Origin of the sequence: Moorella thermoacetica (genome assembly GCF_001267405.1) — a bacterium.
In the GTDB taxonomy this organism is placed as follows: domain Bacteria; phylum Bacillota; class DSM-521; order Neomoorellales; family Neomoorellaceae; genus Neomoorella; species Neomoorella thermoacetica.
Genome location: NZ_CP012369.1, coordinates 2,285,345 through 2,310,847, shown reverse-complemented (window position 1 = coordinate 2,310,847; position 25,503 = coordinate 2,285,345). Strand labels below are relative to the sequence as shown.

The window sequence follows — 25,503 nt, the reverse complement described above, 5'->3', positions numbered from 1 at the left end:
AATTTTCCTCCTTCTTCCTAATGGCGCCGGCGGCCGTGGCGGCGGTTCAGACGCATGAGGCTGGCAGCCGAGGGTTTTTCTTCGCGGATGGCCCGGCCCGTAAGGTTTAAGAAAACGTCGTCCAGGGTGGGGCGCCGCAAGGATATACTGTTAATTTGTCCGCCGAAATCGGCGGCCACCCGGGGGATGAAGGTGGCTCCGTCACTAACCTGGAGGCGCAGGCCCTCCTCGTCTTTGATTACCCTGACCCCGTAACGGCCGGCGATCTCCTGCTGCAGCCGGGAATCGTCGATGGTCGTCAGGGTGACCACGTCGCCCCCCAGCTGGCGTTTAAGGTTGTCCGGGGTGTCCAGGGCCTGGATACGGCCGTGGTCGATGATGGCGATGCGGTCGCAGTTTTCTGCTTCATCCATATAGTGGGTGGTCATAAAGATGGTAATGTTTTTTTCCCGGCGCAGCCGGTGGATGTGCTGCCAGATGGCGCTGCGGGTCTGGGGGTCCAGGCCTACCGTCGGCTCGTCCAGGAAGAGTACCCTGGGGTGGTGCAACAGGCCACGGGCGATCTCCAGCCGCCGGCGCATGCCGCCGGAGAAGGTGCGGACGATGTCCCGACGGCGGTCAGCCAGGTCGACCATGGCCAGGACTTCTACTATCCTTTCTTTGATGGCCGCCCGGCTGAGGCCATAGAGGAGGCCGTGCAGGTAAAGGTTTTCTTCTGCCGTCAGGCGGTCGTCCAGGGAGTTGTCCTGGAAAACCAGGCCGATGGAGCGCCGGACGGCATCGGGCTCACGGGCTACGTCAAACCCGGCCAGGGTAAGGCGGCCCGCCGTGGGTTTGAGGAGGGTGCAGAGCATCTTGATGGTAGTCGACTTACCGGCGCCGTTGGGCCCCAGGAAGCCGAAGATTTCCCCCTCTTCAACATTGAAGGTGACCCCGGCTACGGCTTCCAGATCATTAAAGCGCTTGACCAGGTTCCGGACTTCGATTACAGCCACGGGTTTTCTTCCCTTCTTAAGGTTTAAAGCCGTTGTTATTTAGGAATCAATTTTAACAAGGGCTGAGGAAAGGATCAAGGATTGGCCGCCGCAAATAATTTTTCCTGTCTTGCAGGTAATACTTCCCTGGCGTAGCGAATTAATCGGGGGCATATTTATTATGGGGGGAGGCGGGCTCATGGCGCGGGTAGTCTTTGTTCCCCGGCGGCGCGTCCGGGGATTGTTAATAATCGCCCTGGCGGTGCTGGGTGCCTTCTGGGTCCGGATTTGGTATCAGGGGGTAAAAGAGGAGCAGGCAATTCAGGCCCTTTCCTGGGCGGTGGCTAACCAGGTGGTGGTGGTCGACCCGGGTCACGGGGGTATCGACGCCGGGGCCATGGGGCCGGGGGGGACGCCGGAACACCGGGTTAACTTGGCCATCAGCAAGGACTTGGCCGGCTTTTTAAAAGCCGGTGGGGCGAAGGTTATTCTAACCCGCCAGGACGATAACGTCCCGCTAGGGGAATCGGGCGACGACCTGGTGGAAAGGGTCCGGCTCGCCGGGAAGGTTGGGGCCGATCTCTTTATCTCCGTCCACTGCAATGCCTTTGACAGCCGGGAGCGGGGTGCCCAGCTTTTCTATGATCCCAAATCGGCTGAAGGAAAGAAGCTGGCTGAGTCCATCCAGGCGGAGATTAAGCGCCTGCTGGCCAATACCGACCGGGTACCTTTAAGTATTGACGCCTTTGTCCTCCGGACCCAGAAGATCCCTGCGGTTATTGTGGAGGTGGGCTTTATATCCAACCCCGAAGAGGAAAAGCTGCTGGCTGATCCCCACTACCAGCGCCGCATGGCCTTTGCCATTTACGCCGGCATTGTCAATTACCTGGCGGGGAAGGGAACGCCTGCCGGGGGGAAACCGGCAGGTTAACAGGTAAAGCTCTGTCACCCCGCGATACCGGGCCAGGAAATTTTGGAAGTTGGGCCGGGTAAAGGTAAAATGGTCCGGGGTTAGAGCCTGGGCACCGGGAGGGCTGCCGGTAGAGGGATAAAAAAGCCCGTGACGAATGGGTCACGGGCTACTTTTGTCCCCGGGGAACTCCATCCCCTGTCAAAGTGCTGGCAGATGTGGTAAAGTAAACCTTGAGGGAAAGGCCCGGGTTCTGGTAGTTACATGAAAGGATGGATACCGGGCTATATTAAAAGGGGTGATTACCATGGGACGGTTGCTGGATGTAGGCTTTATGCCCCACCCGCCAATTATGGTCCCGGAGGTCGGGCGCGGCGAGGTGGCAAGGATTAAGGCTACGGTGGCAGCGGCCAGGGAGCTGGCAGCCAGGGTGGCTGCCCATCAGCCGGAGGTAATAATTATCATTTCCCCCCACGGCCCGGTCTTCCGCGACGCCGTGGGTATCTGGGCGACGCCGGAACTGGCAGGCGACCTGGCGGCCTTCCGGGCGGGGGAAGTCCGGTTTAAGTACAGCCTGGACCTGGATTTGAGCCGCGCTATTGCAGCAAAGGCTAGGGAGGAGGGGATAGCAGTTGCCTGGCTTGATGCCCGGGCCAGCAGTAGTTACGGCCTGACCCCGGAACTGGACCACGGCATGATGGTTCCTCTGTATTTTTTACGCCAGGCCGGCCTGGAGGTACCCCTGGTGGCTATGGGCATGGCCTTTATGGAACGGGAAAAACTCTATGCCTTTGGCGCCGCCCTGGCGAGGGCCGTCAAAGATAGCCCGCGCCGGGCCCTCCTGGTGGCCAGCGGCGATATGTCCCACCGCCTGCTGCCCGGAGCCCCGGCAGGTTACGACCCCCGGGGCAAAGTCTTTGATGCCAGAATAAGGAATTTGCTCGCAGCCCTGGATGTCGAAGGGATCCTGGCCATACCGGAAGACCTGGCCGAGGGAGCCGGCGAGTGCGGCCTGCGTTCCTTTATTATGGGGCTGGGGGCCCTGGACGGCTACCGGGTTAAGGGAGAAGTCCTTTCCTATGAAGGACCCTTCGGCGTCGGCTACCTGGTGGCCCACCTGGAACCCGGCGAGGAGGCCCCGGAGCGCAGCCTGCTGGCCCGGGAGACGGCTGCTGCCAGGGAAGAATCCCTGCCGGTGCGCCTGGCCCGGCAGAGCCTGGAACACTACCTGCGCACGGGCAAAGTGTTACCGGTTCCCGCCCCGCTGCCCCCGGAACTTGCCGGCCGGGCCGGCGTCTTCGTATCTCTAAAGAAAAACGGCCAGTTGCGGGGCTGCATTGGCACCATCAGCCCCACCCGGGAGAACCTGGCCGGGGAGATTATCTACAACGCCCTGGCGGCAGGCCTGGAAGACCCCCGTTTCCCCCCGGTAACGGTCGACGAATTACCCGAGCTCCAGTATTCGGTGGATGTCTTAAGTGAACCAGAACCGGCCACCGTAGCGGACCTGGACCCGAAGGTTTACGGGGTTATTGTCAGCTGTGGTCACAGGCGGGGGTTGCTCCTTCCCGACCTGGAGGGCGTGGATACCGTGGCGGAACAGGTGGCCATTGCCCGTCAGAAGGGCGGCATCGGCCCCGATGAGCCCTACCGGCTGGAAAGGTTCAAGGTAACGCGTTACCATTAACGGAGGCAGGAGCAGGGAGCTGGGCAACGGCAATTACGTTTCCGGTTTCGCGAAGGAGGGGAGCCGTATGCATGGCGTGACCGAAGCTGCGTATTATGTAAAGCTGCCTGGAGAAAAGGTCGAGTGCCGCCTCTGTCCCCATACCTGTGTTATTGCTCCCGGAAAAAGGGGCGTCTGCCGGGTGCGGGAAAACCGGGAGGGCCGCCTTATTACCCGTAATTACGGCCGCTGTTCTTCCCTGGCCCTGGATCCCATCGAAAAAAAGCCCCTCTACCACTTTTACCCCGGCAGTCTTATCCTCTCAGCCGGCACCGTGGGCTGCAACTTCAGCTGTGACTTCTGCCAGAACTGGGAAATAGCACAGCAAGAGCCCGAGACGGTTGTCATTTCTCCCGATGACCTGGTCCGCAAAGCACGGGAGGTCGACAGCCTGGGAATAGCCTACACCTACTCCGAACCCCTGGTCTGGTTTGAATTCGTCCTGGCCACGGCGCAGTTGGCCCGGAATGCCGGGCTGAAGAACGTCATGGTCACCAACGGCTTTATCCGGCCGGAGCCCCTGAAGGAACTCCTGCCCTGGATTGACGCCTGGAATATTGATGTCAAGGGCTTCAGCCTGGAATTTTATCGTAAGGTTGTCAAGGGCGATTACCGCCCGGTGCTTAAGACGGCGGCAGCAGCAGTGGACTCCGGCAGCCATGTGGAGATAACCACCCTCCTGGTTACCGGCCTCAACGACGACTCGACTGAACTGGAAGAACTGGTCAAGTGGGTGGCGACCAACCTGGGGGTGGATACACCCCTCCACTTCTCCCGCTATTTCCCCCGGTACCGCCTTGAGGCGCCGCCGACTCCCCTGGAAACTATGCGTCGCGCCAGGGATATGGCCAGGAAGCATTTGCATTATGTTTATCTGGGTAATGTGGCCGATCCGGAGGCCAATAATACCTATTGCCCGGTATGCGGTGAACTGGTCATTCGCCGCACCGGCTATCACGTTTCCCTGCCCGGCCTAGATGGCCGTATCTGCCGCTCCTGCGGCAGCGAGCTGGCGATTGTAAGATGAAAAATATAGGCCGCCAAGTGGCTGGAGGGTCCAGGCGGAGGGCGACTTGGTTCGAGGCGTTAGCAAACTCAGTGAAGCCGAAGTGAGGCGGCGGTGAACGGGATGGGGATCGCAACAAGCTTTAAGGAACGAGAAGTACCACGCCCCGTTATGTTTGATCAAAGGGATAAAAGTCAAGCCACCCCCGCCGCTTAAGCAACTAAACGCCAAGTTTGCTAGCTGAGAACCATCGGAGCCCGAGCCTGTACTCTCCAGCCCCTGCAGAAGCTGGAAGCACTGAATCACAAGGGGGTTATTAACATGCCTGATCTAGCTTCAGCCTGCCGCCTGGCCCTGGCCGAGTGCCTGGCCGTCAGGGCGGGGGATAAGGTTCTCATAGTTACCGACACCGATTTGCAGCCCCTGGGGGAAGCCTTCTTCCGGGCCGCCAGGGAGCTGGGGGCCGAGGCGGCCGCGATAACCATGCTTCCCCGGGACAACCACGGCCAAGAACCACCGGAGATGGTGGCGGCAGCCATGCTCAAGGGCCAGGTGGTGGTCCTGGTTACCTCCAGGTCCCTCTCCCATACCAGGGCCCGCCGGGCGGCCAATGACGCCGGCGCCCGCATCGCCTCCCTGCCCGGGGCCACGGCCGATATGCTGGAACGTACCCTGGCAGTTGATTATGACGCCATGGCCGCGGAGTGCGAGGATTATGCCGCAATCCTTACGGGGGGACAGGAGGTACACCTGACGACCCCGGCGGGCACAGATTTAACCTTCAGCATCGCCGGCCGCCGGGGGCACCCCGATACGGGCCTCTATCGCCGGCCAGGAGATTTCGGCAATCTTCCTGCGGGCGAGGCCTATATAGCTCCCGTGGAGGGAACCGCCCGGGGGATACTGGTTATCGACGGCGCCATGTCCGGAATCGGCTTTTTAAAGGAGCCCCTGCGAATCAGGGTGGAGGAAGGCCGGGCCGTGGAGGTCAGCGGCGGGGAGGCCCGTGCCCTGGAGGAAATACTCAACCGTTATGGCCCGGAGAGCCGTAATATTGCCGAACTGGGTATCGGTCTCAATCCCCTGGCCAAATTAACGGGCAACGTCTTGGAGGATGAAAAGGTGCGGGGTACGGTCCATATCGCCCTGGGGGACAACAGCACCTTCGGGGGCCGGGTGGAAGCCCCCAGCCATCTGGATGGCATTCTGCTGCGGCCCCGGCTCAGCGTTGACGGCCGGCAGGTTTTGTAGAGCCGGGGTAGCGATGGTGCGTGGCAGTAACGAAACCGGGCGGGAGACCTTCCCAACCGGGGGTTGGTAGGCCGGGCCGGGAGCCAGCGGTAGCCTGCTGCCGGTAAGGACAGATAACGGGCAGGCCCCGGTCCAGGTGGCCGGCCAGCTCACACAGGCCATCATTTAAATAGGTACAATGGCAGGAGCAGGATGCCAGGGACACAGTCCAACCTCCCATCGCTATTCTGGTATTATTATTTCCATGGCCCGGGAATCTAATCTCCGGGTGGTTAGGGGTTAAAATTATGTACGGCGTAAAAGAAAGGATTAGCCGGGCTATAGAGGAGATCAAGGACCAGATTATCCAGGTGGCGGAAGCCATCTTTGATCACCCGGAGACGGGGAACGAGGAGTATTTTGCCGCCGATCTCCTGACCGGGATCCTGGCGGAAAAAGGTTTTAAAATTACCAGGCCCCTCTGCCAGTTACCGACGGCTTTTCGGGCCGAACTGGCCACCGGGACCCCCGGGCCCCGGATAGGCCTGCTGGCCGAGTATGATGCCCTGCCGGAGCTGGGCCACGCCTGCGGCCATAACCTCATCGCAGCCGGCAGCCTGGGCGCCGCTTTAGGCCTGGCGGCCGCTGTCCGGGAATTGCGCGGGACTATTGTGGTCCTGGGAACCCCGGCCGAGGAGAGCCACGGCGCCAAGGTATTACTTGCCAGGGAGGGGGCATTGGACGACCTGGATGTGGCCATGATGTTTCACCCCGGGGACACCAATGCCGTCGAGGTGACTTCCCAAGCCCTGGAGGCCCTGGAGTTTATTTTTGAAGGCCGGGCCGCCCATGCCGCCTCCAGCCCGGAGGAAGGCATTAACGCTCTAGAGGCAGTTATTCAGCTGTTTAATAATATTCATGCTTTGCGGCCTTATTTAAAGGACGAGGCCAGCATCCACGGCATAATTACCGAGGGCGGGGTCTCGCCCAACATCATTCCGGAACGGGCGGTGGCCCGTTTTTACCTCCGGGCCAGTACCAGGGAAGCCCTGAACCGGGTGGCCCGGCGGGTGGAGGACTGTGCCACAGCGGCGGCCCTGGCCACCGGTACCCGTTTCTGGTACCACAACTACGAACCCTCCTACGAAGCCATGCTTGTCAACCGAACCCTGGCAGGCGCCTGGCAGAGAAATTTGCAGGAACTGGGCGTCACCGACCTGGCCCCGGCCTGCCGCAGCCGGGGTTCCCTGGATATGGGCAATGTCAGCCGGGTAGTACCGGCCATCCACCCCTACCTGTCCCTCAATGCGGGGAAACTGGTACCCCATACCCGAGAGTTTGCCCGGGCCGTCAGGGGTGAGGCCGGCCGGCGCCTGGTCATCCTGGCCGCCAGGGCCCTGGCCTGGACAGCGGTGGATGTCATGCTGGACCGGGAACTGCTGGCGCAGATCAAAGACGAATTCGCCGGCTGGCAGGCGGGTAACGTAGCTACTTGAGTCAAAAAATGCGTCCCGGCTGATACGAGTCATTCATACCCGCCCTCCTGGTGCATAAAGTTTTAAAGGATGGGAGGGGTGGACATGACGCACCGCTGGTTATGGCTCAGGGCCCTGGCTATCCTGGCGGTAGCAGCCTTCGTTTTCTGGCAGCGGACGGCTACAGGACAGCCGGGCCCTTATGAGGCCAGGGAGCTGGCAGTAATGGGCGGGGAGGCCCGGGGAGGGAAGGAGATTTTGGAGGACCTGGCCCGGGGCCAGGGCGCCGGGGTCTACCACCTTGAGGCCGAGGGTGATGTGGCCCCTGACGCCGGGGTGGAGAAGATCATCGGCGTTACCCTGTCCAAGGACCGGGGTATGCTGGGGGTTTTCCGCCGGGGGGACGGGCAACCGGTAGTGCTGGCCACGCTTGACACCCTGCCCCTGCAGGAGGTCAAGGTTGTTCAACTGGAAACGGGACGCAACGCTGTGTTGATCCGGGAGCTCCTGGACGAGAGTTTCGGGGCCTACTTTTTGAGCACTTTTTATGCCCTGTACACCTGGGAAGATGGCAAACTCCAGGAGATCTGGCGCAAGGTGGCCGGCAACGAAGAGCGCTGGAACAAGAAGTGGCTGGCCCAGGGGGAAGGCTGGCAGGGTATCAGCGAGCAGGTGACTACGGAGTTCACCCGATCGGAGGGTAAACTGGCCATTAAAACCATCAGCAACCAGACCCTCTGGTCTGCACCGGCAGCCACCGGGCCGCGTACGAAGGTCCAGAGCCGGACGGTTACCCATACCTACCGCTGGGAACCGGCCTGGAAGGCTATGGTCATGGCGGAAGGCCGGGTAAATGCAGCCACTGCCCTGAAGGAACGCCGGGGGAATAAATACGTAGATCGCCTGCAACTGGCAGCTGGGGAGAAGGTAGCCGTCCTGGAGGACGAGGACCTGCTCGCCTGGCTCAGACCGGGGGAGCCGTCATACTGGCGGATAAAGGTGCGAAACGGCCAGGTGGGGTATATCCTGAAAAGTTACCTGGATCTCCAGCCAGGTCCTTAGCCGGAGAAAAGGCCTGGATTGGAGGCGGCCTATGTTAATGCGGTACGCGGTTCCCGGATTTCCCGCCAGACCCAGGGGGGTTAGCAACAGGTTAAGAAAATGACTACAAACTTGATATAGATAAGCAGCGGTCATGAAAGCAGCCCGAGAGGGCTGCTTCTTTCTCTGGTTGCGGCTGCGGCTGTAGTAATTTGGATGGAAGTCTTAGTAGGCCATGGTGGCAACAGGACGGCTCCTGCGGCGGCCGGCGATCCGGTCGGCATGAAGACTACCCGGGAGGGAAAAATATCGGCCAGAACAACATTGAGGTCAATGTTAAGATAAAGTAAAATTTTACCCAGCCTATTGCATTATTATACATCTAAAATGTATAATTATAAACACCAACTGAGGAGGTCCCTTGCTTTGATTAAAGCCGGAATTATCGGTGCTACCGGTTACACGGGAGCCGAACTGGTCCGCATTTTGAGCCGGCACCCGGAAGTAGAGCTGGTAGCCCTTACCTCACGCAGTTACGCCGGGGAAGGGATGGCCGGCGTTTACCCGTCCCTTACCGGCTATACCAACCTCACCTGTGAGAATTTGACTCCCGATGAGGTTATGGACCGGGCGGAAGTTATCTTTATCGCCCTGCCCCACGGCCACGCCGTCCCGGTAGCCACCCGAGCCAGGGAACGGGGGATCAAAGTAATTGACCTGGGCGCCGACTGGCGCTTCCGTAACGCCAGGACTTACGAAGAATGGTATAAAATCCAGCACGGCAACCACGAGCTGGCGGCCCGGGCCGTCTACGGGCTGCCGGAGATTCACCGGGAGGCCATCCGTAGCGCCGGCCTGGTGGCCAATCCCGGTTGTTACCCCACCAGCGCCATCCTGGGCCTGGCTCCCCTGCTTAAGGGGGGGTACATTGACCCGGCGACCATCATAATCGACGCCAAGTCAGGGGTTTCCGGGGCCGGCCGGGAGGCCAGGGTTACCAGCCTCTTTGTTGAGTGCAACGAAAGCATTAATCCCTACGGCGTCGCCAGTCACCGTCATACCCCGGAGATCGAACAGGAACTCAGCGCCCTGGCCGGCAAAGAGGTTAAAGTAACCTTTACCCCCCACCTGCTTCCCATCAGCAGGGGGATCTTGAGTACCATGTACGCCACCCTGGTACGGCCGGCATCGACGGAGGAACTGCGAAGGGTATATGAAAAATTTTATGCCGGTGAGCCCTTCGTCCACCTCCTACCCCCCGGCCAGTGGCCCCACACCCGCTGGGTATATGGCAGCAACAACTGCCACCTTAATCTCGCCGTAGATACCCGCACCGGCCGGGTGGTGGTGGCCAGCGCCATCGACAACCTGACCAAAGGCGCTTCCGGCCAGGCGGTGCAGAACCTCAACCTTATGTGCGGTTTCCCGGAGACCATGGCCCTGGAAGTACCAGGATTGTGTCCATAAATACAGGAGACCAAGCACTCCACATTCCATACATGGAGGAGGAGACAATGACGCAAGACTTCCAGCCGGTTGCCGGCGGCATCACCGCCCCGCGGGGTTTTGTCGCCGCCGGCATTCATGCCGGTTTGAAAAAGGAAAAATTGGACCTGGCTCTGATTGTGAGCGAGGTGCCGGCGACGGCGGCGGCCGTCTATACCCGCAACCGGGTCAAGGCGGCGCCCCTGCGGGTGACGGCGGAACACCTCAAGGCCGGCCTGGCCCGGGCCATTGTCGCCAACAGCGGCTATGCCAACGCCTGTACCGGGGAGCGGGGTTACCGGGACGCCCGGGAGATGGCGGTAGTCACGGCCGGAGCCGTCGGTTGCGAACCGTGGCAGGTGGTGGTGGCCTCCACCGGCGTCATCGGCGTGCCCCTGCCTATGGATAAAGTCACCGCCGGCATCCAGGCCGCTGCCGCCCGGCTGGCGGTGGAGGGAGGCAGAGATGCGGCGGCAGCCATCATGACCACCGATACCCGGATCAAAGAGATCGCCATCCAGTTGCCCCTGGGGGGAGAGACGGTAACTATTGCCGGCATCGCCAAGGGGTCGGGCATGATCCACCCCAATATGGGCACCATGCTCTGCTTCCTGACCACCGACGCTGCCATCGAACAGGAGGATCTGGAACAGGCCCTGAGGGTAGTGGTGGATCGGACCTTTAATATGGTGACCGTGGACGGCGACACCAGCACCAACGACATGGCAGTCATCCTGGCCAACGGCTGCGCCGGCAACGCCCCCTTGACCATTGAAGAGCATGCCGCCTTCCGGTCCGGGTTGGAGTATGTCTGTCGCTACCTGGCCCGCCTCATCGCCCGTGACGGGGAAGGGGCCAGTAAACTGATAACCGTTGAGGTTTATGGCGCGGCCAGCGAGGTCGAGGCCCGCCAGGTGGCCCGGTCCGTAGCCGGTTCCAACCTGGTCAAGAGTGCCATCTTCGGCGCCGACGCCAACTGGGGCCGTATCATCTGTGCCGCCGGTTACTCCGGTGCTGAAATCGACCCGGATAAGATAGACATCTACCTGGAAAGCCACGCCGGCCGCGAGCAAATGGCCGCCGGTGGCGAGCCCCTGCCCTTCAGCGAAGCAAAGGCGGCGGCCATTCTGGCGGAAGAGGAGATTACCATCATCCTGGATCTGAACCGGGGCCGCGCCGCGGCTACAGCCTGGGGCTGCGACCTTACTTATGATTATGTAAAGATTAATGCCTCTTACCGGACTTGATAGGAGGGACCGGTGATGACCCTTTCGCCCCTGGAAAAAACGGGCATCTTAATCGAGGCCCTGCCCTATATTCGCCAGTTCTACGGCAAGACGGTGGTCATCAAATACGGTGGCCACGCCATGGTCAATTGCGAATTAAAAAAGGCCGTTATGCAGGACGCCGTCCTCATGCACCTGGTGGGTATGCGGCCGGTCATCGTCCACGGCGGCGGTCCGGAGATTACCAGCATGCTGGGCCGCCTGGGTAAACAGTCGCAATTTATCCAGGGCCAGCGGGTAACTGATGCCGAAACCATGGAAATCGTGGAAATGGTCCTGGTAGGGAAGATTAACAAAGAGATCGTGGCCAACATCCACCGTTACGGCGGCAAGGCCATCGGCCTCTGCGGCAAAGACGGTCACCTCATCGAAGCCCGCAAGCAGGTGGCCCACATCCAGAAAGACGGGGAAGAAATGGACCTGGACCTGGGCTATGTGGGCCAGGTGGAGCGGGTCAACCCCGGTATTATCGAAACCGTCATCGCCGAGGGTTACATCCCTGTTGTCGCCCCCATCGGTGTAGGTCCCGAGGGGGAGAGCTATAACATCAACGCCGACCTGGTAGCCGGCGAGCTGGCGGTAGCCCTCCAGGCCGACAAACTGGTGCTCCTGACGGACGTGGAGGGCATCCTGGCCGACCGCGACGACCCGGCTTCCCTGATCTCCTCCCTGGAGGTCGGCCGGGTGCCGGAGCTGATCCAGCAGGGCGTCATAGCCGGCGGTATGATCCCCAAGGTCAACTGCTGCATCCGCGCCCTGGAGGGCGGCGTCAAAAAGACCCATATTATTGACGGCCGCATACCCCACTCGATTCTACTGGAGGTCTTTACCGATACCGGGGTGGGGACTATGGTTGTTCCGGGGTAAATATCAGCTTGTCTAAAAAACTAATTGGGCAAGGACTAAAACAATATATCAGGAGGTGGCCGGAAAATGGATAATGCGGCTATTGTGTCCAGGGGAGAGAAATATGTTATGCGGACTTACGGGCGCTACCCCATGGCCCTGGTCCGGGGTGAGGGCGCCCGGGTCTGGGATGCCGACGGCAAGGAGTACCTGGACTTTGTCAGCGGCCTGGCCGTCAATTCCCTGGGTCACTGCCATCCCCGGGTGGTGGAGGCCATCCGGGAGCAGGCCGGCAGGCTCATCCACTGCTCCAACCTCTACTGGATCGAACCCCAGGTGGAGCTGGCCCGCCTGCTGGTGGAGAACTCGGCCCTGGATAAAGTCTTTTTCTGTAACAGCGGCGCCGAGGCCAACGAGGCTGCCATCAAACTGGCCCGCAAATATGCCAAGGAACACCGGGGGCCGGAGAGCTATGAGATAATAACCATGCGCCGTTCCTTCCACGGCCGCACCCTGGCCACCCTGACGGCCACCGGCCAGGAGAAATTCCACCACGGCTTTGCTCCCCTGCCGCCGGGGTTTAGATACGCCCCCTTCAACGACCTCTCCAGCCTGCGGGCGGCGGTCGGTCCCCGCACCTGCGCCGTCATGCTGGAACCGGTCCAGGGGGAAGGCGGCGTCTACGCGGCTAATAAGGATTACCTCCAGGCCGTACGCGCCCTCTGCGACGACGAAGGGCTCCTGTTGATCTTTGATGAAGTCCAATGCGGCCTGGGCCGGACGGGATATCTCTTCGCCTACCAGTATTACGAGGTCGAGCCTGATATCCTGACCCTGGCCAAGGCCCTGGCCGGCGGTGTGCCCATCGGTGCCATGCTGGCTAAAGAAAGAGCGGCTTCTGCCTTTGCCCCCGGGGACCACGCCTCCACCTTCGGCGGCAACCCCCTGGCGACGGCGGCCGGCGTGGCGGCCTTTAAGGCCCTCCTGCAAGAAGGGCTGGTGGAGAATGCCCGGGTGCTGGGGCAGTATTTTTACCAGCAATTAGAAGGGCTGGTCCGGGAGTTCCCGCAGCTCATCGAGGTGCGGGGCCGTGGTCTCCTGCTGGGGGTAGAGATTGACGGTCCGGCAGGAGAGGTGGTGGCGGCCTGCCAGGAGCGGGGCCTTTTAATCAACTCCCTCCATGGTCACGTCCTCCGCTTCCTGCCGCCTTTAATAGTCACCCGGGAGGACATTGACCGGGCGGTGACCATTTTAAAAGAAGCGTTGCACGAAGTACTGGGGCAGGGGCAGAAATAAGGCGGGCGCCCGCCATAGTTTTTGGTTTTAGGTACGGCGGGAAAATATAGTGGCAAAAATTACGGGTTTTCAAGTAAAATAAGGAATGTAAATAAGGAAAGGAGCGAAGGTATAATGAATGACCTGGCGGGGAGCCTGAAAGGCCGTGATTTTCTCTCCCTGAAGGATTTTTCGAGGGAAGAGATTTTTTACCTGCTGGATCTGGCGGACGATCTCAAGGCCAAACTCAAAAAAAGGGAACCCCATCCCCTGCTGGCGGGTAAAACCCTGGGAATGATCTTTACCAAACGATCCACCCGCACCCGGGTCTCCTTTGAAGTTGGCATGTACCAGCTGGGTGGGTACCCCCTTTTCCTAACCAAAGACGACCTGCAACTGGGCCGGGGAGAGACCATTGCCGACACTGCCCGGGTCCTTTCCCGCTACCTGGACGGGATTATGATCCGGACCTATTCCCACCGGGAGGTTGAGGAGCTGGCGGAATACGCCTCCATCCCGGTCATTAACGGCCTGACGGATTTCCTCCATCCCACCCAGGCCCTGGCGGATATCATGACCATCCGCGAGTGGAAGGGAAAACTGCAAGGCCTCAACCTTACCTTTATCGGTGACGGCAACAACGTGGCCCACTCCCTCATGTACGGGGGCGCCAAGGTGGGGCTCAACGTCACCATTGCCTGCCCCTCCGGTTATGAGCCCATGCCCCAGGTGGTCGAGGAGGCCAGGCGCATAGCTGCCGGCAACGGTTGCCAGATAGCCGTCACCAACAACATCAAAGAAGCGGCCGAAGGCGCCGATATCCTTTATACCGACGTCTGGGCGAGTATGGGCCAGGAGGACGAAGCCGAGAAGCGGCGCCAGGCCTTTCGCAAATACCAGATCAACAGCGAGCTCCTCAAGCTGGCCAAGCCGGACGCCATGGTTCTCCACTGCCTGCCCGCCCACCGGGGCGAGGAGATCACTGACGAGGTCATGGACGGACCCCAGTCGGCCGTTTTTGACGAGGCCGAGAATCGCCTTCACGCCCACAAGGCCATCATGGTAGCCTTGATGGGTTGAAGATGTCTCAGCCCGCAGCCATCTTTGCCGATCCGGTCTCCTGCACCGGGACGCAGTATGTTTCCGGTCCATGGGGCCAGGTAAACATTTTGGATATGAAAGGAGTCTTTACTGTGGCCGAAAAGGTAGTTCTCGCCTATTCCGGCGGGCTGGATACCTCCATTATTATCCCCTGGCTCAAGGAAACCTATGGTTATGAGGTTATCGCCGTGGCCGTCGATGTCGGCCAGGGAGAAGAGCTGGAACCCCTGGAGGAAAAGGCTATAAAGAGCGGGGCCAGCAAGATCTATATTCTGGATAAAAAGAAGGAGTTTGTGGAGGAGTACATCTGGCCCACCCTCAAGGCCGGCGCTGTTTACGAGGGCAAGTACCTCCTGGGCACCTCCTTCGCCCGGCCCCTCATTGCCAAATGCCTGGTGGAGGTCGCCGCACAGGAAGGGGCCACGGCCGTGGCCCACGGAGCCACCGGCAAGGGCAACGACCAGGTGCGTTTCGAACTGGGGGTTAAGGCCTTAAATCCCCAGCTAAAGGTCATCGCTCCCTGGCGGATCTGGAACATCCGCTCCCGGGAAGAGGCCATGGACTACGCCGCCGCCCGGGGCATCCCGGTGCCGGTGACTAAAGACCGGCCCTACAGCATGGACCGTAACCTCTGGCACTTGAGCCACGAGGGAGGCGATCTCGAGGATCCCTGGAATGCACCCGGGGACGACCTTTACCTGATAATCACCCCGCCGGAACAGGCCCCGGATAAACCGACTTATGTAACCATCGACTTTGAAAAGGGTATTCCGGTAGCCGTGGACGGGGAAAAACTGGACGCCGTCGCCCTGGTGGAGAAGCTCAATGACCTGGCGGCGGCCAACGGTGTGGGCATAGTTGACATTGTAGAAAATCGCCTGGTTGGTATGAAGTCCCGGGGCGTTTATGAAACCCCCGGGGGGACGATCCTCTATACAGCCCACCGGGAACTGGAGTACCTCACCCTGGACCGCATGACCATGCATTTCAAAGAAATGGTGGCCGCCAAGTACGCCGAGCTGGTTTACGACGGCAACTGGTTCTCACCCTTGAAAAAAGCCCTGGACGCCTTTGTGGACAGCACCCAGGAGACGGTGACGGGCACGGTGCGTCTAAAACTCTATAAAGGCAGCTGCACCCCGGCCGGGGTCAAATCACCTTATTCCATCTACAACGAGGACCTGGTCACCTTCGGTGCCGGCGGTGACTACGACCATAAGGACGCCACCGGTTTCATCAACCTCTTCGGCCTGCCCTTGAAGGTACGGGCGCTGATGGAACAAAAAACTGGACTGAGATAGGAGTATTTCTATGAAACTCTGGGGCGGACGTTTTACCAGGACAACCGACCGGCTGGTGGAGGATTTCCACTCCTCCATCAGCTTTGACCAGCGCCTCTATAAAGAGGATATAGCCGGTTCTATCGCCCACGCCCGCATGCTGGCAGCGGTGGGCCTCATCACACCGGCCGAAGGTGAAGCCATTATCAAAGGCCTGGAGGAAATCCGGGCCGACATCGAGGCGGGCCGGGTGACCTTCGACGTGGGCGCCGAGGACATCCACATGAACATCGAAAAGCTCCTCACCGAGCGCATCGGCGAGGCTGGCAAGAAGCTGCACACGGCTCGCAGCCGCAACGACCAGGTGGCCCTGGACCTGCGGCTCTATTTAAAAGAAGAGATTCCTGCCGTCAAAAAGCTCCTGGCCGGCCTGCAGCAGGTCCTGGTGGATCTGGCCGCGCAGCACCTTCAGACAATCATGCCCGGCTATACCCACCTGCAGAAGGCCCAGCCCGTCACCCTGGCCCACCACCTGATGGCCTACTTTGAGATGTTCTACCGTGACCAGCAGCGCCTGGACGATTGCCTTGACAGGGTCGACGTCATGCCCCTGGGCGCCGGGGCCCTGGCCGGTACCACCCTGCCTATCGACCGGGAGCTGGTTGCCCGGGAGCTGGGCTTTAAGGCTATCAGCGCCAATTCCCTGGACGCCGTTAGCGACCGCGATTTCGTGGTCGAGTTCCTGGCAGCCGCCTCCCTTATTATGATGCACCTGAGTCGCCTGGCAGAAGAGGTCATTTTCTGGTCCAGCGAGGAGTTCGGTTTTCTGGAACTGGATGACGCCTACAGCACCGGTTCCAGTATGATGCCACAAAAGAAAAACCCTGATGTCGCCGAACTGGTACGGGGTAAGACCGGCCGGGTGTACGGCCACCTCATGGGCATGCTGGCGGTTTTAAAGGGCCTGCCCCTGGCCTACAACAAGGACCTGCAGGAGGATAAGGAAGCCCTCTTTGACACCCTGGACACCGTCAAGGGCTGTCTCATGGTCTTTACCCCCATGCTGGCCACGGCCAGGTTCCGGGTGGAGCGCATGCGGGCCGACGCCTCCCGGGGGTTTGCCGCGGCTACCGATGTGGCCGAGTACCTGGTGCGTAAGGGCCTGCCCTTCCGCGAGGCCCATGCCGTGATCGGTTCCCTGGTCCTCCACTGCCTCCGGGAGGGCCGCAGCTTCCAGGATTTAAGCCTGGAGGAGTGGCAGTCCTTCTCGCCGCTGTTTGACAATGATATTTTCGGGTGCCTCGAGGCCGAGGCCTGCGTCAACGGCCGCAACCTCCCCGGCGGCCCGGCCCCGGAGGCCGTGGGGAAAGCCATAGAGCGGGCCAGGGAGATCCTTGCCGGGATTCAGGCTGGACTTTCAAGATAGGGAGGGTAGCGGGTGACCAGAATCATTACCTGCGACGAGATTACCAGGGCGGTGGCCGACCTCTGCCGGCAGGCCAATTACTACCTGGGGGAGGACGTGCGGGGAGCCCTGGAAGGGGCCCTGGCCAGGGAGGTCTCGCCCCAGGGGAAAGACGTCCTTAATCAGCTCCTGGAGAATGCCGCCATCGCCGCCGCCGAGGAGGTGCCCATCTGTCAGGATACGGGGGTGGCGGTGGTCTTCCTGGAACTGGGCCAGGAGGTGCAGGTTCAAGGGGGCTATCTCTATGACGCCATCAATGCCGGCGTCCGCCAGGGGTATACTGAGGGCTACCTGCGTAAATCCATGGTCTACCCGCCCCTGGACGGCCGGAATACGGGGGACAATACGCCGGCCATTATTCACACGGAAATTGTTCCCGGTGATAAATTGACCATCACCGTGGCGCCCAAGGGCGGCGGTAGCGAAAATATGAGCGCCGCCGTCATGCTGGCGCCGGCTGCCGGCATCCGGGGTGTTAAGGAGTTTGTCCTTGAGACCGTCAAGAAAGCCGGTCCCAATCCCTGCCCGCCGCTGATCGTAGGGGTCGGCATCGGGGGTAATTTTGAAAAATGTGCCCTGCTGGCCAAAAAAGCCCTGCTACGCCCCCTGGGGGAGCCCCATCCCCTGGAAGGGATAGCCACTCTGGAAAGGGATCTGCTGGAGAGCATCAACTGCCTGGGCATCGGTCCCGGGGGTTTCGGAGGCCGGATGACGGCCCTGGCGGTGCACGTCGAGATCTTCGCCCGCCATATTGCCAGCCTGCCCGTAGCCGTAAATATCCAGTGCCACGCCGCCCGGCATAAGAGCATCACCCTTTAGTAGGGGCAGCAAACCGTTCCACCATCGTTCCCGCGGGAATCTGCTCCTTGGAGACCACGGCGATGAAATAGTATTTACTTTCTGGCCATATCATAAGGGGGAGGCCTGCAGATGGAGGTTAGCCATCCAAGCACCCAGCCGGCACCAGGTAGTTCCTTGAAACGCCTGGTAGGACCGGCCGGAGATAATAGGCGGACGGGGGATTCTCCCATCAGACATCTCCATACACCCCTCAGTGTTGACGATGTCGAGTCCCTCCGGGCCGGCGACCGGGTCTTAATCAGCGGCGTTATCTACGCCGCCCGGGACAGTGCCCATAAAAGGCTGGTTGAACTCCTGGACCGGGGTGAAGAACTCCCCGTCGACCTCAAGGGACAGGTTATTTACTACGTCGGCCCTACACCGGCCAGACCCGGCCGGGTTACCGGCGCGGCCGGGCCCACCACCAGCGGCCGCATGGACCCCTATACCCCGCGGTTAATCGCCGCCACCGGCCTCAAGGGGATGATCGGCAAGGGTTTCCGCTCACCTGAAGTCAAGAAGGCCCTGGTGGACCATAAGGCTGTCTACTTCGCGGCCGTGGGCGGCGCCGGAGCTTTAATCGCCAGGTGCATCAAGAAGGCGGAAATAGTGGCCTACCCCGAGCTGGGGCCCGAGGCCCTGCGTGCCCTGGAGGTCGAGGACCTGCCGGTTACCGTAATCAACGACTGCTACGGCGGGGATCTCTATACTGAAGCCCTGGCCAGGTATAGTATAAAGGAAGTTCCTTAAACGGTGAATATTATTCTGGCCTGCACTCACCCGGACCATCTTTTTTATTCTGGCTTTAATACATTTAAAGTTGGCCAAACAGGCAGGTAACCAATAGAATGCGTCGAATATATTCCGGTAATGAAAAATATTACCGGAGCGCTTATATGACAATCGAGCGTAACTTTGACATAGCCTTTGTGGCCGACCTGGCCCTGCATGAAAAGCAAATCCAGCAGAATTATCGACCCATTATTGCCGTACACAAATGGTTTGCCCGCCGGCCAGGCACATTGTTTCGCAGTCTACTACTGGCAGAGTTTGCACAGGGCAATTTAGCCGACAATTACTACCGTTCCCATAATTTTCAAGGTCTTAAGGTGGCCGATCCTTTTATGGGCGGGGGAACACCCCTTATTGAGGCCAACCGTCTCGGCTGCCATATTCTGGGTTATGATATTAATCCTATGGCTTATTGGATTGTCCGCGAGGAGATTGAGCATCTGAACTTGGAAGCTTACCAGCAGGCAGCCCGGGAAGTTGGATTTTTTTTAGAAGAAAAGGTAGGTCCTTTTTACCGGACCAGGTGTCCCATATGCGGGCGCCAGGATGCCCTGGTAAAATACTTCCTTTGGGTAAAGGTCCATCGCTGTCATAATTGCGGCCGGGAATTTGATCTCTTTCCAGGGTATGTTCTGGCGCAAAAGGGGCGTCACCCCAAGGATGTCATAATCTGTTCCACCTGCGGTAGCCTTAACGAAGTCGGGGATAAAAGAAATCCCGGCCACTGCCATAATTGCGGCGAAGAATTAAAAACAAAAGGCCCGGCTGGTCGTAACCAGTGCCCTTGTCCTCATTGTGGCGTTAGAAATTCTTATCCTGACCCGGAAAGTGGCCCTCCCGGGCACCGGATGGTGGCCATTGAATATCACTGCTCCTATTGCAAGCCTGAGCACCGGGGTCGCTTTTTTAAAAAACCGGATGCTGATGATCTGGCCAAATTCGCAACCGCTGTTGGCACATGGGAGGCGCTCCAGCCGCAGTTTGTTCCCGAAGAAAAAATACCCGCTGGCGATGAGACAAACCGGCTCCACCGGTGGGGTTACCGCTATTACCGGGAGATGTTTAACGAACGCCAGCTCCTTGGTTTGGAGTTGCTCGCCCGGAAAATAAGCCAGCAGCCGGATGAACGCATTAAAAACGCCCTGGCCACCAATCTTTCCGATCTGCTGCGCTATCAAAACATGCTTTGTCGTTACGACCCCTATGCCCTGAAATCCCTGGATATTTTCTCTGTTCACGGTTTCCCCGTCGGCTTAATCCAGTGCGAATCCAACATGTTGGGGATACCTGGGGGAAAAACGGGTCTAAATATTGGCAGTGGCGGCTGGACCAATATTGTCGACAAATATTTAAAGGCCAAACACTATTGCCAGTGGCCCTTTGAAATAAGGCATGTGAATGGCCGTAAACGGCAGTTATGGATCAAAGGAGAATGGATAGGGGAGCGCCGCCAAGGGATGACGCAACAGCGGGAGGTAGATTTAAGGTGCGCCAGTGCCACCACGGCCTTTCTGAAACCATCTTCCCTGGATGCCGTTCTTACCGACCCGCCTTATTTTGCCAACGTCCAGTATGCCGAACTCATGGATTTTTGTTATGTATGGCTGCGGCGCCTGGTGGGGGCTAGTAACCCGGTATTTACCCCACGGACAACCCGTAATCCTGAAGAACTCACAGGTAATACTACCATGTCCAGGGGGATCGATGATTTTACCGGGGGGTTGAGCCGGGTTTTTTCTAATATGGCCGCAGCCTTAAAACCGGGCGCCCCCTTTGTCTTTACTTATCACCATAACAGGCTTGAAGCTTATTACCCTGTTGCCGTGGCCCTGCTAGATGCCGGTCTGGCCTGTACAGCCACCTTGCCCTGTCCGGCGGAAATGGCAGCCTCCATCCATATCAACGGTACCGGTTCTTCAATTATAGATACGGTTTTCGTTTGCCGGACTACAGGTGTAGTTTCACGGCGCCTGCTGGTGAAAGAACCGGAGCAAATTGCGGCCTTAATCATAAAGGAACTGGAGGAACTGGAAAAGGGCGGAGTGCCTGTGACGAGGGGAGATACTCGTTGCATTATTTACGGCCATTTAATCCGGCTGGCCGTATGGTATTTACGGGCAACATGGGATAAAAATCTAAGTTGGGATAAAAAGTTCGCCTTGATTGCCAGGATGATTGATGAACTGGGCGGCGCCGGTGCTATCGAGACATATTTAGAGGAGAACGGAGTACAGCTGAAGACGAGGCGCGAAACCATCGTGTGTGAAGGTGAATCTGAATATGGAGCTGGCGGTGATGAAGTATCCTTTTGAAGCCTCACTGGAGGAATTACGGGCTGACCTGGACGCCTATGTGGGGGTAGTTTTTTCTTGCCTTGAATCTGAATTCATGGTTATACCCAAAGGTCGGGGTTTTATTGAATATCCGGTTTTTGCCAGGGCCTATGAGGCCTTAAAGCAAGCCACCAATGGCTTCATTTCTTTACATCCCGACGTGATTTTAGAGAAAATACAAGAAGTCCCGCTGGCATTGATTGTTTTACGGACTATCCTGGGTTTTACACCGCCGGAATGGGCTTACATTACCAGCCAGAGAACAGGCATAGAGATTTCCCAGGGCTTCAGTCGTGCCCTGGACAGACGGATTAGAATAGCTCCTTTGAAGCCAATCAGGTTTTCTCCCTTGATGCAGAAGCGGGTAATTGCCATGCTGGAGACTGCCTGCCATTTACTCCGGGAAGGTGCTCCGCAGGTAGAAGGGGACAAGATCCACCGCCTTGATAAAGCGGATACGAGCAGTGGGCTGGCTGGTATCAGGAACCTGGCGGGTATGGGGGTTCCCTATGCCATGTTGCTTTATGAAAGGTTTCTGGGCCGCCCCTTTGCCGGGCACCGCGATTCTGTCTCCGAGCTCATAGGTAATGTACTGGAAAATGCTATTGAAGAAATCCTGGCGGGAGCCGGTATCAGCTACCGTAAAACGAAGAGAGCAGAAAAAATCCCCGGTTTTGATCAGGCGCCAGACTTTATTATCCCTGATGAATTTAATCCCCGTGTAGTTATCGAAGCTAAAATTACCGAAGACGACGGCACAGCCCGGGACAAAGTTACCCGGGTCCAGCACCTGGGAGAGTTGAGTGCGGAGAGACTAGTAAACGGTAAGCCCGGATTTGAGGTAATTGCCTGCATCGCCGGCCGTGGTTTTGGCGTACGGAAAGAAGATATGAAGAAACTGTTGATGGCAACGCGGGGTAAAGTTTTTACTTTGAAAACTCTGGACCGTTTACTTGAGTGTACGAGGTTGCAGGAGTTCAGGACTAAATGATTAGAACGCCGGTACCCCAAAAATGGGAAATGGAGGGAATAGATGATTCTGCTTTTGTCGATTTTGTTGCTCCTGGTACTTTTTCGACCAAGCTGGCATTTCGTATCGGCGTTCCTGGGTTAGTAATTTTTTGGGGTCTAGGAATGCTTTTTGGTAGTAATGGATTAAACCTCATAATATTTTGATAACCCATTGCTGGCCCAGCAAATAGCCAATGTGGACGTCTGCGTAAAAAGGACAGCCCTAACTGTATTTAGTGTATTTACCCTTTCTCGGCCAGCGTATCGCCGTATTTTAACTGTACAAAACGATTAAAGAAACTTAACTGGCCCGGCAGGATTCTACTCTTTGATGTGGAATAAGAAAACCAATTAAACTTCAAGGCAGGACGGGAGGATGGCAGGGTGAAGTTTTTTATTTTGGGCCTGTATTTTGCCGTGCTTTTGGCAATCGGTTTTTATAGCTTGAAGAAATCGCGGGATGTCGGCGGCTTTTTCCTGGGTAATCGTACCGTGGGCCCCTGGGTATCGGCCTTTGCTTACGGGACGACTTACTTTTCCGCCGTTATTTTTATAGGTTATGCCGGTAAAGTGGGGTGGGGTTTCGGCCTGTCCGACCTGTGGATCGTCATCGGTAACGCCTTCATCGGCAGTTTCCTGGCCTGGAAGGTCCTGGCGCGGCCGACCAGGGAAATGACGGTTCGCTTGAAGGCCATGACCATGCCCGAGTTCCTGGCCGCACGTTACGACAGCCCGGCTTTACGAACGTTGGGGGCGCTGGTAATCTTTATTTTCCTGGTACCGTATTCGGCTTCGGTTTATATGGGTTTGAGTTACCTCTTCGAGCAGGTTTTCCGCATTAACTTTACCACAGCCCTCATTGCCATGGCTGCCTTTACGGCCCTTTATCTGGTCCTGGGCGGCTACATTGCCGTTACCCTGACTGATTTCATCCAGGGTTTGATTATGATTGGCGGCGTTGTGGTCCTGATATATTATGTTATATCTGCGCCGCCTGTGGGCGGGCTGGCTGGCGGCATCAGCCGCCTGGCGGCCATCGACCCGCGCCTGGTTAACCCGTTGGGCCCCAACTGGTTCGCCCTCCTTTCCCTGGTAGTGCTCACCAGCCTGGGACCCTGGGGCCTGCCCCAGATGGTACAGAAGTTTTACGCTATTAAAGATGAAGGTTCCATCTGGCCGGCGACGGTGGTTTCGACCCTGTTCGCCCTGATTATAGCTACCGGTGCATATTTCACCGGCGCCTTTGGCCGTCTCTTCTTCAACAACCAGATGCCCTTGCTTAACGGCCAACCTAACCCGGATCTCATTATGCCCCAGATTATCAATCATTATCTGCCGCCCTGGATAGGCCTGCTCTTGTTGCTGCTGGTGCTGGCGGCCTCCATGTCTACCCTGGCTTCCCTGGTACTGGTATCGAGTTCCGCGGTGGCTATTGACCTGGTCCAGGGCGGAGCTCCTGGGGTTTCCCGCCGTATAATCCTGGCCCTGCTGCGTTTCCTGTGTTTCTTCTTTATTGGCCTTTCGGTCTATATTGCCCTGAAGCCCACTATTATCCTGGTCCTCATGTCCCTCTCCTGGGGCACGGTGGCCGGAGCCTTCCTGGCCCCTTATATCTACGGCCTGTACTGGCCCCGGACCACTAAAGCCGGGGCCTGGGCGGGGCTCCTGAGCGGGCTGGCTATATCCCTGGGCCTGTCCTTTTACTACCACCTGGATGGCAGCGTCATCCCGACGATAGGCTCCCTGGCCATGGTTATCCCTCTGGGAGTGGTTCCCATGGTGAGCCTCGTCACGCCGGCCTTTTCCAGGGAACATCTAGCTAAAGTTTTTGGTGCTGATAGGACAACTACTACGGCAACTAAAGGATTGATGACTGATGATCTGGGATTCGGAAAATGAATGCCGCCCCCGGGCGGAGATCGAGGCCCTGCAACTGGCGCGCCTCCAGGAGACGGTGGCCAGGGCCTACGAGAGGGTACCCTTTTATCGCCAGGCCATGGAAACAAAAGGTATCCGGCCTTCGGACATCCGCAGCCTCGAAGACGTGCGCCTGCTCCCCATGACCACCAAGGAGGACTTCCGCCAGAATTACCCCTATGGCCTCTTTGCTGTGCCGTTGAAGGATGTTGTCCGCCTCCAGGCTTCCTCCGGCACGACCGGTCGGCCGGTGGTGGTGGGTTATACCCGCCGGGATCTGGAGACCTGGACGGACCTGGTGGCGCGAATGGTTTCCCTGGCCGGGGTGACGCCTGCGGATGTCGCCCAGGTGGTTTTTGGTTACGGCCTCTTCACCGGCGGTTTTGGCCTGCACTACGGGCTGGAGCGGGTCGGGGCCACTGTTGTCCCGGCCTCGGCCGGCAATTCCAAGCGCCATATTATGTTAATGCGCGACTTCGGCACTACCGTCTTAGTGGGGACACCTTCTTATATCCTGCACCTGGCGGAGGTAGCGGAAGAGGAAGGAGTGGATCCTCAGGCCCTCCCCGTTCGCCTGGGTCTCTTCGGCGGCGAGGCCTCCAGCCGGGAGATGCTCAAAGAGATCGAGCGGCGCTGGGGGATGCGGGCAACTGACAACTACGGCCTTACGGAGGTGATGGGTCCCGGCGTTTCCGGCGAGTGCGAGTACCAGGACGGCCAGCACGTGGCCGAGGATCACTTCCTGGTGGAGATCCTGGATCCGACCACCGGGGAACCCTGCCCACCCGGGGTCAAGGGCGAGGTGGTCATCACCACCCTGACCAAAGAAGCGTTGCCGGTGCTACGCTACCGCACCCGGGATATTTCCTCCTTAAACTTTGAACCCTGCCGCTGCGGCCGCACCACGGCCCGCCTGGCCAAGATTACCGGCCGCACGGACGACATGCTCATTATCCGGGGCGTCAACGTCTTCCCCTCCCAGGTGGAGAGCGTCCTGATGGAAATAGACGGCGTGTCGCCCCACTACCAGCTCATCGTCAGCCGGCGCAACTACCTCGACGAGCTGGAGGTGCGGGTGGAGGTAGATCCTGACTTTTTCAGCGACCGTTACCGTCACCTGGAAGAACTGGAGGAAAAGGTCATGGACCGCCTGCACACGGTACTGCAGCTGAAGGCCAGGGTGCGCTTGGTGGAACCCCACAGTATCGCCCGGAGCGAGGGCAAGGCCCGGCGGGTGGTGGATCTGCGGTAGCTGCCACATACCATTAGGGGTCGACTCCGTGCCGACCAACAGATTACAATTGATGAACCTATGTTAGGAGAGGCAGACGGGGTTACGCTGGCTACAAAACCTGTTGAAGCGGGTGAATTTGATATTTGGGAAACTGAACAGGAGTGGGAGAACCTGTTAAGCGTAGGGAGGTAAGGTGGTATTCTTTTAAGCCGCCGGATAAGGGCGGCCTGTTTTAATTTAAGACGGCATGCCGCTGTGCGGGGAATTTTGATCATA

General features: G+C 58.6%; 22 protein-coding genes. 20 read left to right on the top strand and 2 right to left on the bottom strand.

What is annotated here, in order from left to right; genetic code table 11:
- Positions 1 to 17: 17 nt before the first annotated feature.
- Complete coding sequence (locus MOTHE_RS11420) at positions 18 to 995, bottom strand: daunorubicin resistance protein DrrA family ABC transporter ATP-binding protein (protein WP_011393780.1); 978 nt, start codon at positions 993 to 995, stop codon at positions 18 to 20.
- A gap of 178 nt (positions 996 to 1,173) precedes the next feature.
- Between MOTHE_RS11420 and MOTHE_RS11415 the strand changes: the two genes are divergently transcribed.
- The 4 genes from MOTHE_RS11415 (at position 1,174) to MOTHE_RS11400 (ending at position 5,867) form a co-directional block, all read left to right on the top strand.
- Entirely contained in the window at positions 1,174 to 1,905 is a 732-nt protein-coding gene (locus MOTHE_RS11415; RefSeq protein WP_053095137.1) for an N-acetylmuramoyl-L-alanine amidase, read from the top strand.
- Between the two features lie 286 nt (positions 1,906 to 2,191).
- A complete protein-coding gene (gene amrA, locus MOTHE_RS11410; protein ID WP_011393778.1) occupies positions 2,192 to 3,571 on the top strand; it encodes an AmmeMemoRadiSam system protein A in 1,380 nt (459 codons plus the stop codon).
- A 67-nt stretch (positions 3,572 to 3,638) separates the two neighbouring features.
- Positions 3,639 to 4,637: an AmmeMemoRadiSam system radical SAM enzyme gene (gene amrS / locus MOTHE_RS11405; RefSeq protein ID WP_011393777.1), complete on the top strand. Its 999-nt coding sequence runs from the start codon at positions 3,639 to 3,641 to the stop codon at positions 4,635 to 4,637.
- 300 nt (positions 4,638 to 4,937) lie between these two features.
- Positions 4,938 to 5,867 carry an aminopeptidase gene (locus tag MOTHE_RS11400; RefSeq protein WP_011393776.1) on the top strand — a complete coding sequence of 310 codons (930 nt, stop codon included), beginning with the start codon at positions 4,938 to 4,940 and terminating at the stop codon, positions 5,865 to 5,867.
- Here the strand turns inward: MOTHE_RS11400 and MOTHE_RS11395 are convergent.
- The gene (locus tag MOTHE_RS11395; RefSeq protein ID WP_053095136.1) at positions 5,839 to 6,072 is read right to left on the bottom strand and encodes a hypothetical protein; all 234 of its coding nucleotides are present in this window, start codon (positions 6,070 to 6,072) and stop codon (positions 5,839 to 5,841) included. The two genes, MOTHE_RS11400 and MOTHE_RS11395, sit on opposite strands and share 29 nt — an antisense overlap.
- Positions 6,073 to 6,154: 82 nt before the next feature.
- On the opposite strand from MOTHE_RS11395, the gene MOTHE_RS11390 reads away from it, so the two are divergent.
- From MOTHE_RS11390 to MOTHE_RS11315, 16 genes are all read left to right on the top strand, one after another.
- Positions 6,155 to 7,342: a M20 family metallopeptidase gene (locus MOTHE_RS11390; RefSeq protein WP_011393775.1), complete on the top strand. Its 1,188-nt coding sequence runs from the start codon at positions 6,155 to 6,157 to the stop codon at positions 7,340 to 7,342.
- 84 nt (positions 7,343 to 7,426) lie between these two features.
- Entirely contained in the window at positions 7,427 to 8,383 is a 957-nt protein-coding gene (locus MOTHE_RS11385; protein ID WP_011393774.1) for an SH3 domain-containing protein, read from the top strand.
- A 405-nt stretch (positions 8,384 to 8,788) separates the two neighbouring features.
- Positions 8,789 to 9,829 carry an N-acetyl-gamma-glutamyl-phosphate reductase gene (gene argC, locus MOTHE_RS11380; RefSeq protein WP_011393773.1) on the top strand — a complete coding sequence of 347 codons (1,041 nt, stop codon included), beginning with the start codon at positions 8,789 to 8,791 and terminating at the stop codon, positions 9,827 to 9,829.
- Between the two features lie 47 nt (positions 9,830 to 9,876).
- A complete protein-coding gene (gene argJ / locus MOTHE_RS11375; RefSeq protein ID WP_011393772.1) occupies positions 9,877 to 11,094 on the top strand; it encodes a bifunctional glutamate N-acetyltransferase/amino-acid acetyltransferase ArgJ in 1,218 nt (405 codons plus the stop codon).
- A gap of 15 nt (positions 11,095 to 11,109) precedes the next feature.
- Positions 11,110 to 12,000 (top strand): acetylglutamate kinase, encoded by an 891-nt coding sequence (gene argB, locus MOTHE_RS11370; protein WP_011393771.1) that lies wholly within the window; start codon positions 11,110 to 11,112, stop codon positions 11,998 to 12,000.
- A gap of 66 nt (positions 12,001 to 12,066) precedes the next feature.
- Positions 12,067 to 13,275 (top strand): acetylornithine transaminase, encoded by a 1,209-nt coding sequence (locus tag MOTHE_RS11365; RefSeq protein ID WP_011393770.1) that lies wholly within the window; start codon positions 12,067 to 12,069, stop codon positions 13,273 to 13,275.
- Between the two features lie 114 nt (positions 13,276 to 13,389).
- A complete protein-coding gene (argF, locus tag MOTHE_RS11360; RefSeq protein WP_011393769.1) occupies positions 13,390 to 14,334 on the top strand; it encodes an ornithine carbamoyltransferase in 945 nt (314 codons plus the stop codon).
- Positions 14,335 to 14,429: 95 nt separating this feature from the next.
- Complete coding sequence (locus MOTHE_RS11355) at positions 14,430 to 15,656, top strand: argininosuccinate synthase (protein WP_011393768.1); 1,227 nt, start codon at positions 14,430 to 14,432, stop codon at positions 15,654 to 15,656.
- Between the two features lie 10 nt (positions 15,657 to 15,666).
- Entirely contained in the window at positions 15,667 to 17,061 is a 1,395-nt protein-coding gene (argH, locus tag MOTHE_RS11350) for an argininosuccinate lyase (RefSeq protein ID WP_053095135.1), read from the top strand.
- Between the two features lie 12 nt (positions 17,062 to 17,073).
- Positions 17,074 to 17,919, top strand: a complete 846-nt coding sequence (locus tag MOTHE_RS11345) for a fumarate hydratase (RefSeq protein WP_011393766.1) — start codon at positions 17,074 to 17,076, stop codon at positions 17,917 to 17,919.
- Positions 17,920 to 18,030: 111 nt separating this feature from the next.
- Positions 18,031 to 18,690 (top strand): Fe-S-containing hydro-lyase, encoded by a 660-nt coding sequence (locus tag MOTHE_RS11340; protein ID WP_011393765.1) that lies wholly within the window; start codon positions 18,031 to 18,033, stop codon positions 18,688 to 18,690.
- 146 nt (positions 18,691 to 18,836) lie between these two features.
- Positions 18,837 to 21,044, top strand: a complete 2,208-nt coding sequence (locus tag MOTHE_RS11335) for a DUF1156 domain-containing protein (protein WP_162490098.1) — start codon at positions 18,837 to 18,839, stop codon at positions 21,042 to 21,044.
- Complete coding sequence (locus tag MOTHE_RS11330) at positions 21,028 to 22,056, top strand: hypothetical protein (protein WP_011393763.1); 1,029 nt, start codon at positions 21,028 to 21,030, stop codon at positions 22,054 to 22,056. Before MOTHE_RS11335 ends, MOTHE_RS11330 begins: the two co-directional genes overlap by 17 nt.
- Positions 22,053 to 22,241, top strand: coding sequence for a hypothetical protein (locus tag MOTHE_RS11325; RefSeq protein ID WP_053095134.1), 189 nt, complete (start codon positions 22,053 to 22,055; stop codon positions 22,239 to 22,241). Before MOTHE_RS11330 ends, MOTHE_RS11325 begins: the two co-directional genes overlap by 4 nt.
- 219 nt (positions 22,242 to 22,460) lie before the next feature.
- Entirely contained in the window at positions 22,461 to 23,975 is a 1,515-nt protein-coding gene (locus tag MOTHE_RS11320) for a sodium:solute symporter family transporter (RefSeq protein ID WP_053095133.1), read from the top strand.
- Entirely contained in the window at positions 23,953 to 25,245 is a 1,293-nt protein-coding gene (locus tag MOTHE_RS11315) for a phenylacetate--CoA ligase family protein (RefSeq protein ID WP_011393761.1), read from the top strand. The genes MOTHE_RS11320 and MOTHE_RS11315 overlap by 23 nt, the downstream gene beginning before the upstream one ends.
- Positions 25,246 to 25,503 lie beyond the last annotated feature (258 nt).

Bases quoted from the DNA above. Each gene is read 5' to 3' on its own strand.
- MOTHE_RS11315 (WP_011393761.1), top strand. From the start codon at position 23,953: ATGATCTGGGATTCGGAAAATGAATGCCGCCCCCGGGCGGAGATCGAG.
- MOTHE_RS11355 (WP_011393768.1), top strand. From the start codon at position 14,430: ATGAAAGGAGTCTTTACTGTGGCCGAAAAGGTAGTTCTCGCCTATTCC.
- MOTHE_RS11365 (WP_011393770.1), top strand. From the start codon at position 12,067: ATGGATAATGCGGCTATTGTGTCCAGGGGAGAGAAATATGTTATGCGG.
- amrA (WP_011393778.1), top strand. From the start codon at position 2,192: ATGGGACGGTTGCTGGATGTAGGCTTTATGCCCCACCCGCCAATTATG.
- MOTHE_RS11340 (WP_011393765.1), top strand. From the start codon at position 18,031: ATGGAGGTTAGCCATCCAAGCACCCAGCCGGCACCAGGTAGTTCCTTG.
- argH (WP_053095135.1), top strand. From the start codon at position 15,667: ATGAAACTCTGGGGCGGACGTTTTACCAGGACAACCGACCGGCTGGTG.
- MOTHE_RS11385 (WP_011393774.1), top strand. From the start codon at position 7,427: ATGACGCACCGCTGGTTATGGCTCAGGGCCCTGGCTATCCTGGCGGTA.
- argB (WP_011393771.1), top strand. From the start codon at position 11,110: ATGACCCTTTCGCCCCTGGAAAAAACGGGCATCTTAATCGAGGCCCTG.
- MOTHE_RS11390 (WP_011393775.1), top strand. From the start codon at position 6,155: ATGTACGGCGTAAAAGAAAGGATTAGCCGGGCTATAGAGGAGATCAAG.
- amrS (WP_011393777.1), top strand. From the start codon at position 3,639: ATGCATGGCGTGACCGAAGCTGCGTATTATGTAAAGCTGCCTGGAGAA.
- MOTHE_RS11335 (WP_162490098.1), top strand. From the start codon at position 18,837: ATGACAATCGAGCGTAACTTTGACATAGCCTTTGTGGCCGACCTGGCC.
- MOTHE_RS11400 (WP_011393776.1), top strand. From the start codon at position 4,938: ATGCCTGATCTAGCTTCAGCCTGCCGCCTGGCCCTGGCCGAGTGCCTG.
- MOTHE_RS11415 (WP_053095137.1), top strand. From the start codon at position 1,174: ATGGCGCGGGTAGTCTTTGTTCCCCGGCGGCGCGTCCGGGGATTGTTA.
- argF (WP_011393769.1), top strand. From the start codon at position 13,390: ATGAATGACCTGGCGGGGAGCCTGAAAGGCCGTGATTTTCTCTCCCTG.
- MOTHE_RS11325 (WP_053095134.1), top strand. From the start codon at position 22,053: ATGATTAGAACGCCGGTACCCCAAAAATGGGAAATGGAGGGAATAGAT.
- MOTHE_RS11330 (WP_011393763.1), top strand. From the start codon at position 21,028: ATGAAGTATCCTTTTGAAGCCTCACTGGAGGAATTACGGGCTGACCTG.
- argJ (WP_011393772.1), top strand. From the start codon at position 9,877: ATGACGCAAGACTTCCAGCCGGTTGCCGGCGGCATCACCGCCCCGCGG.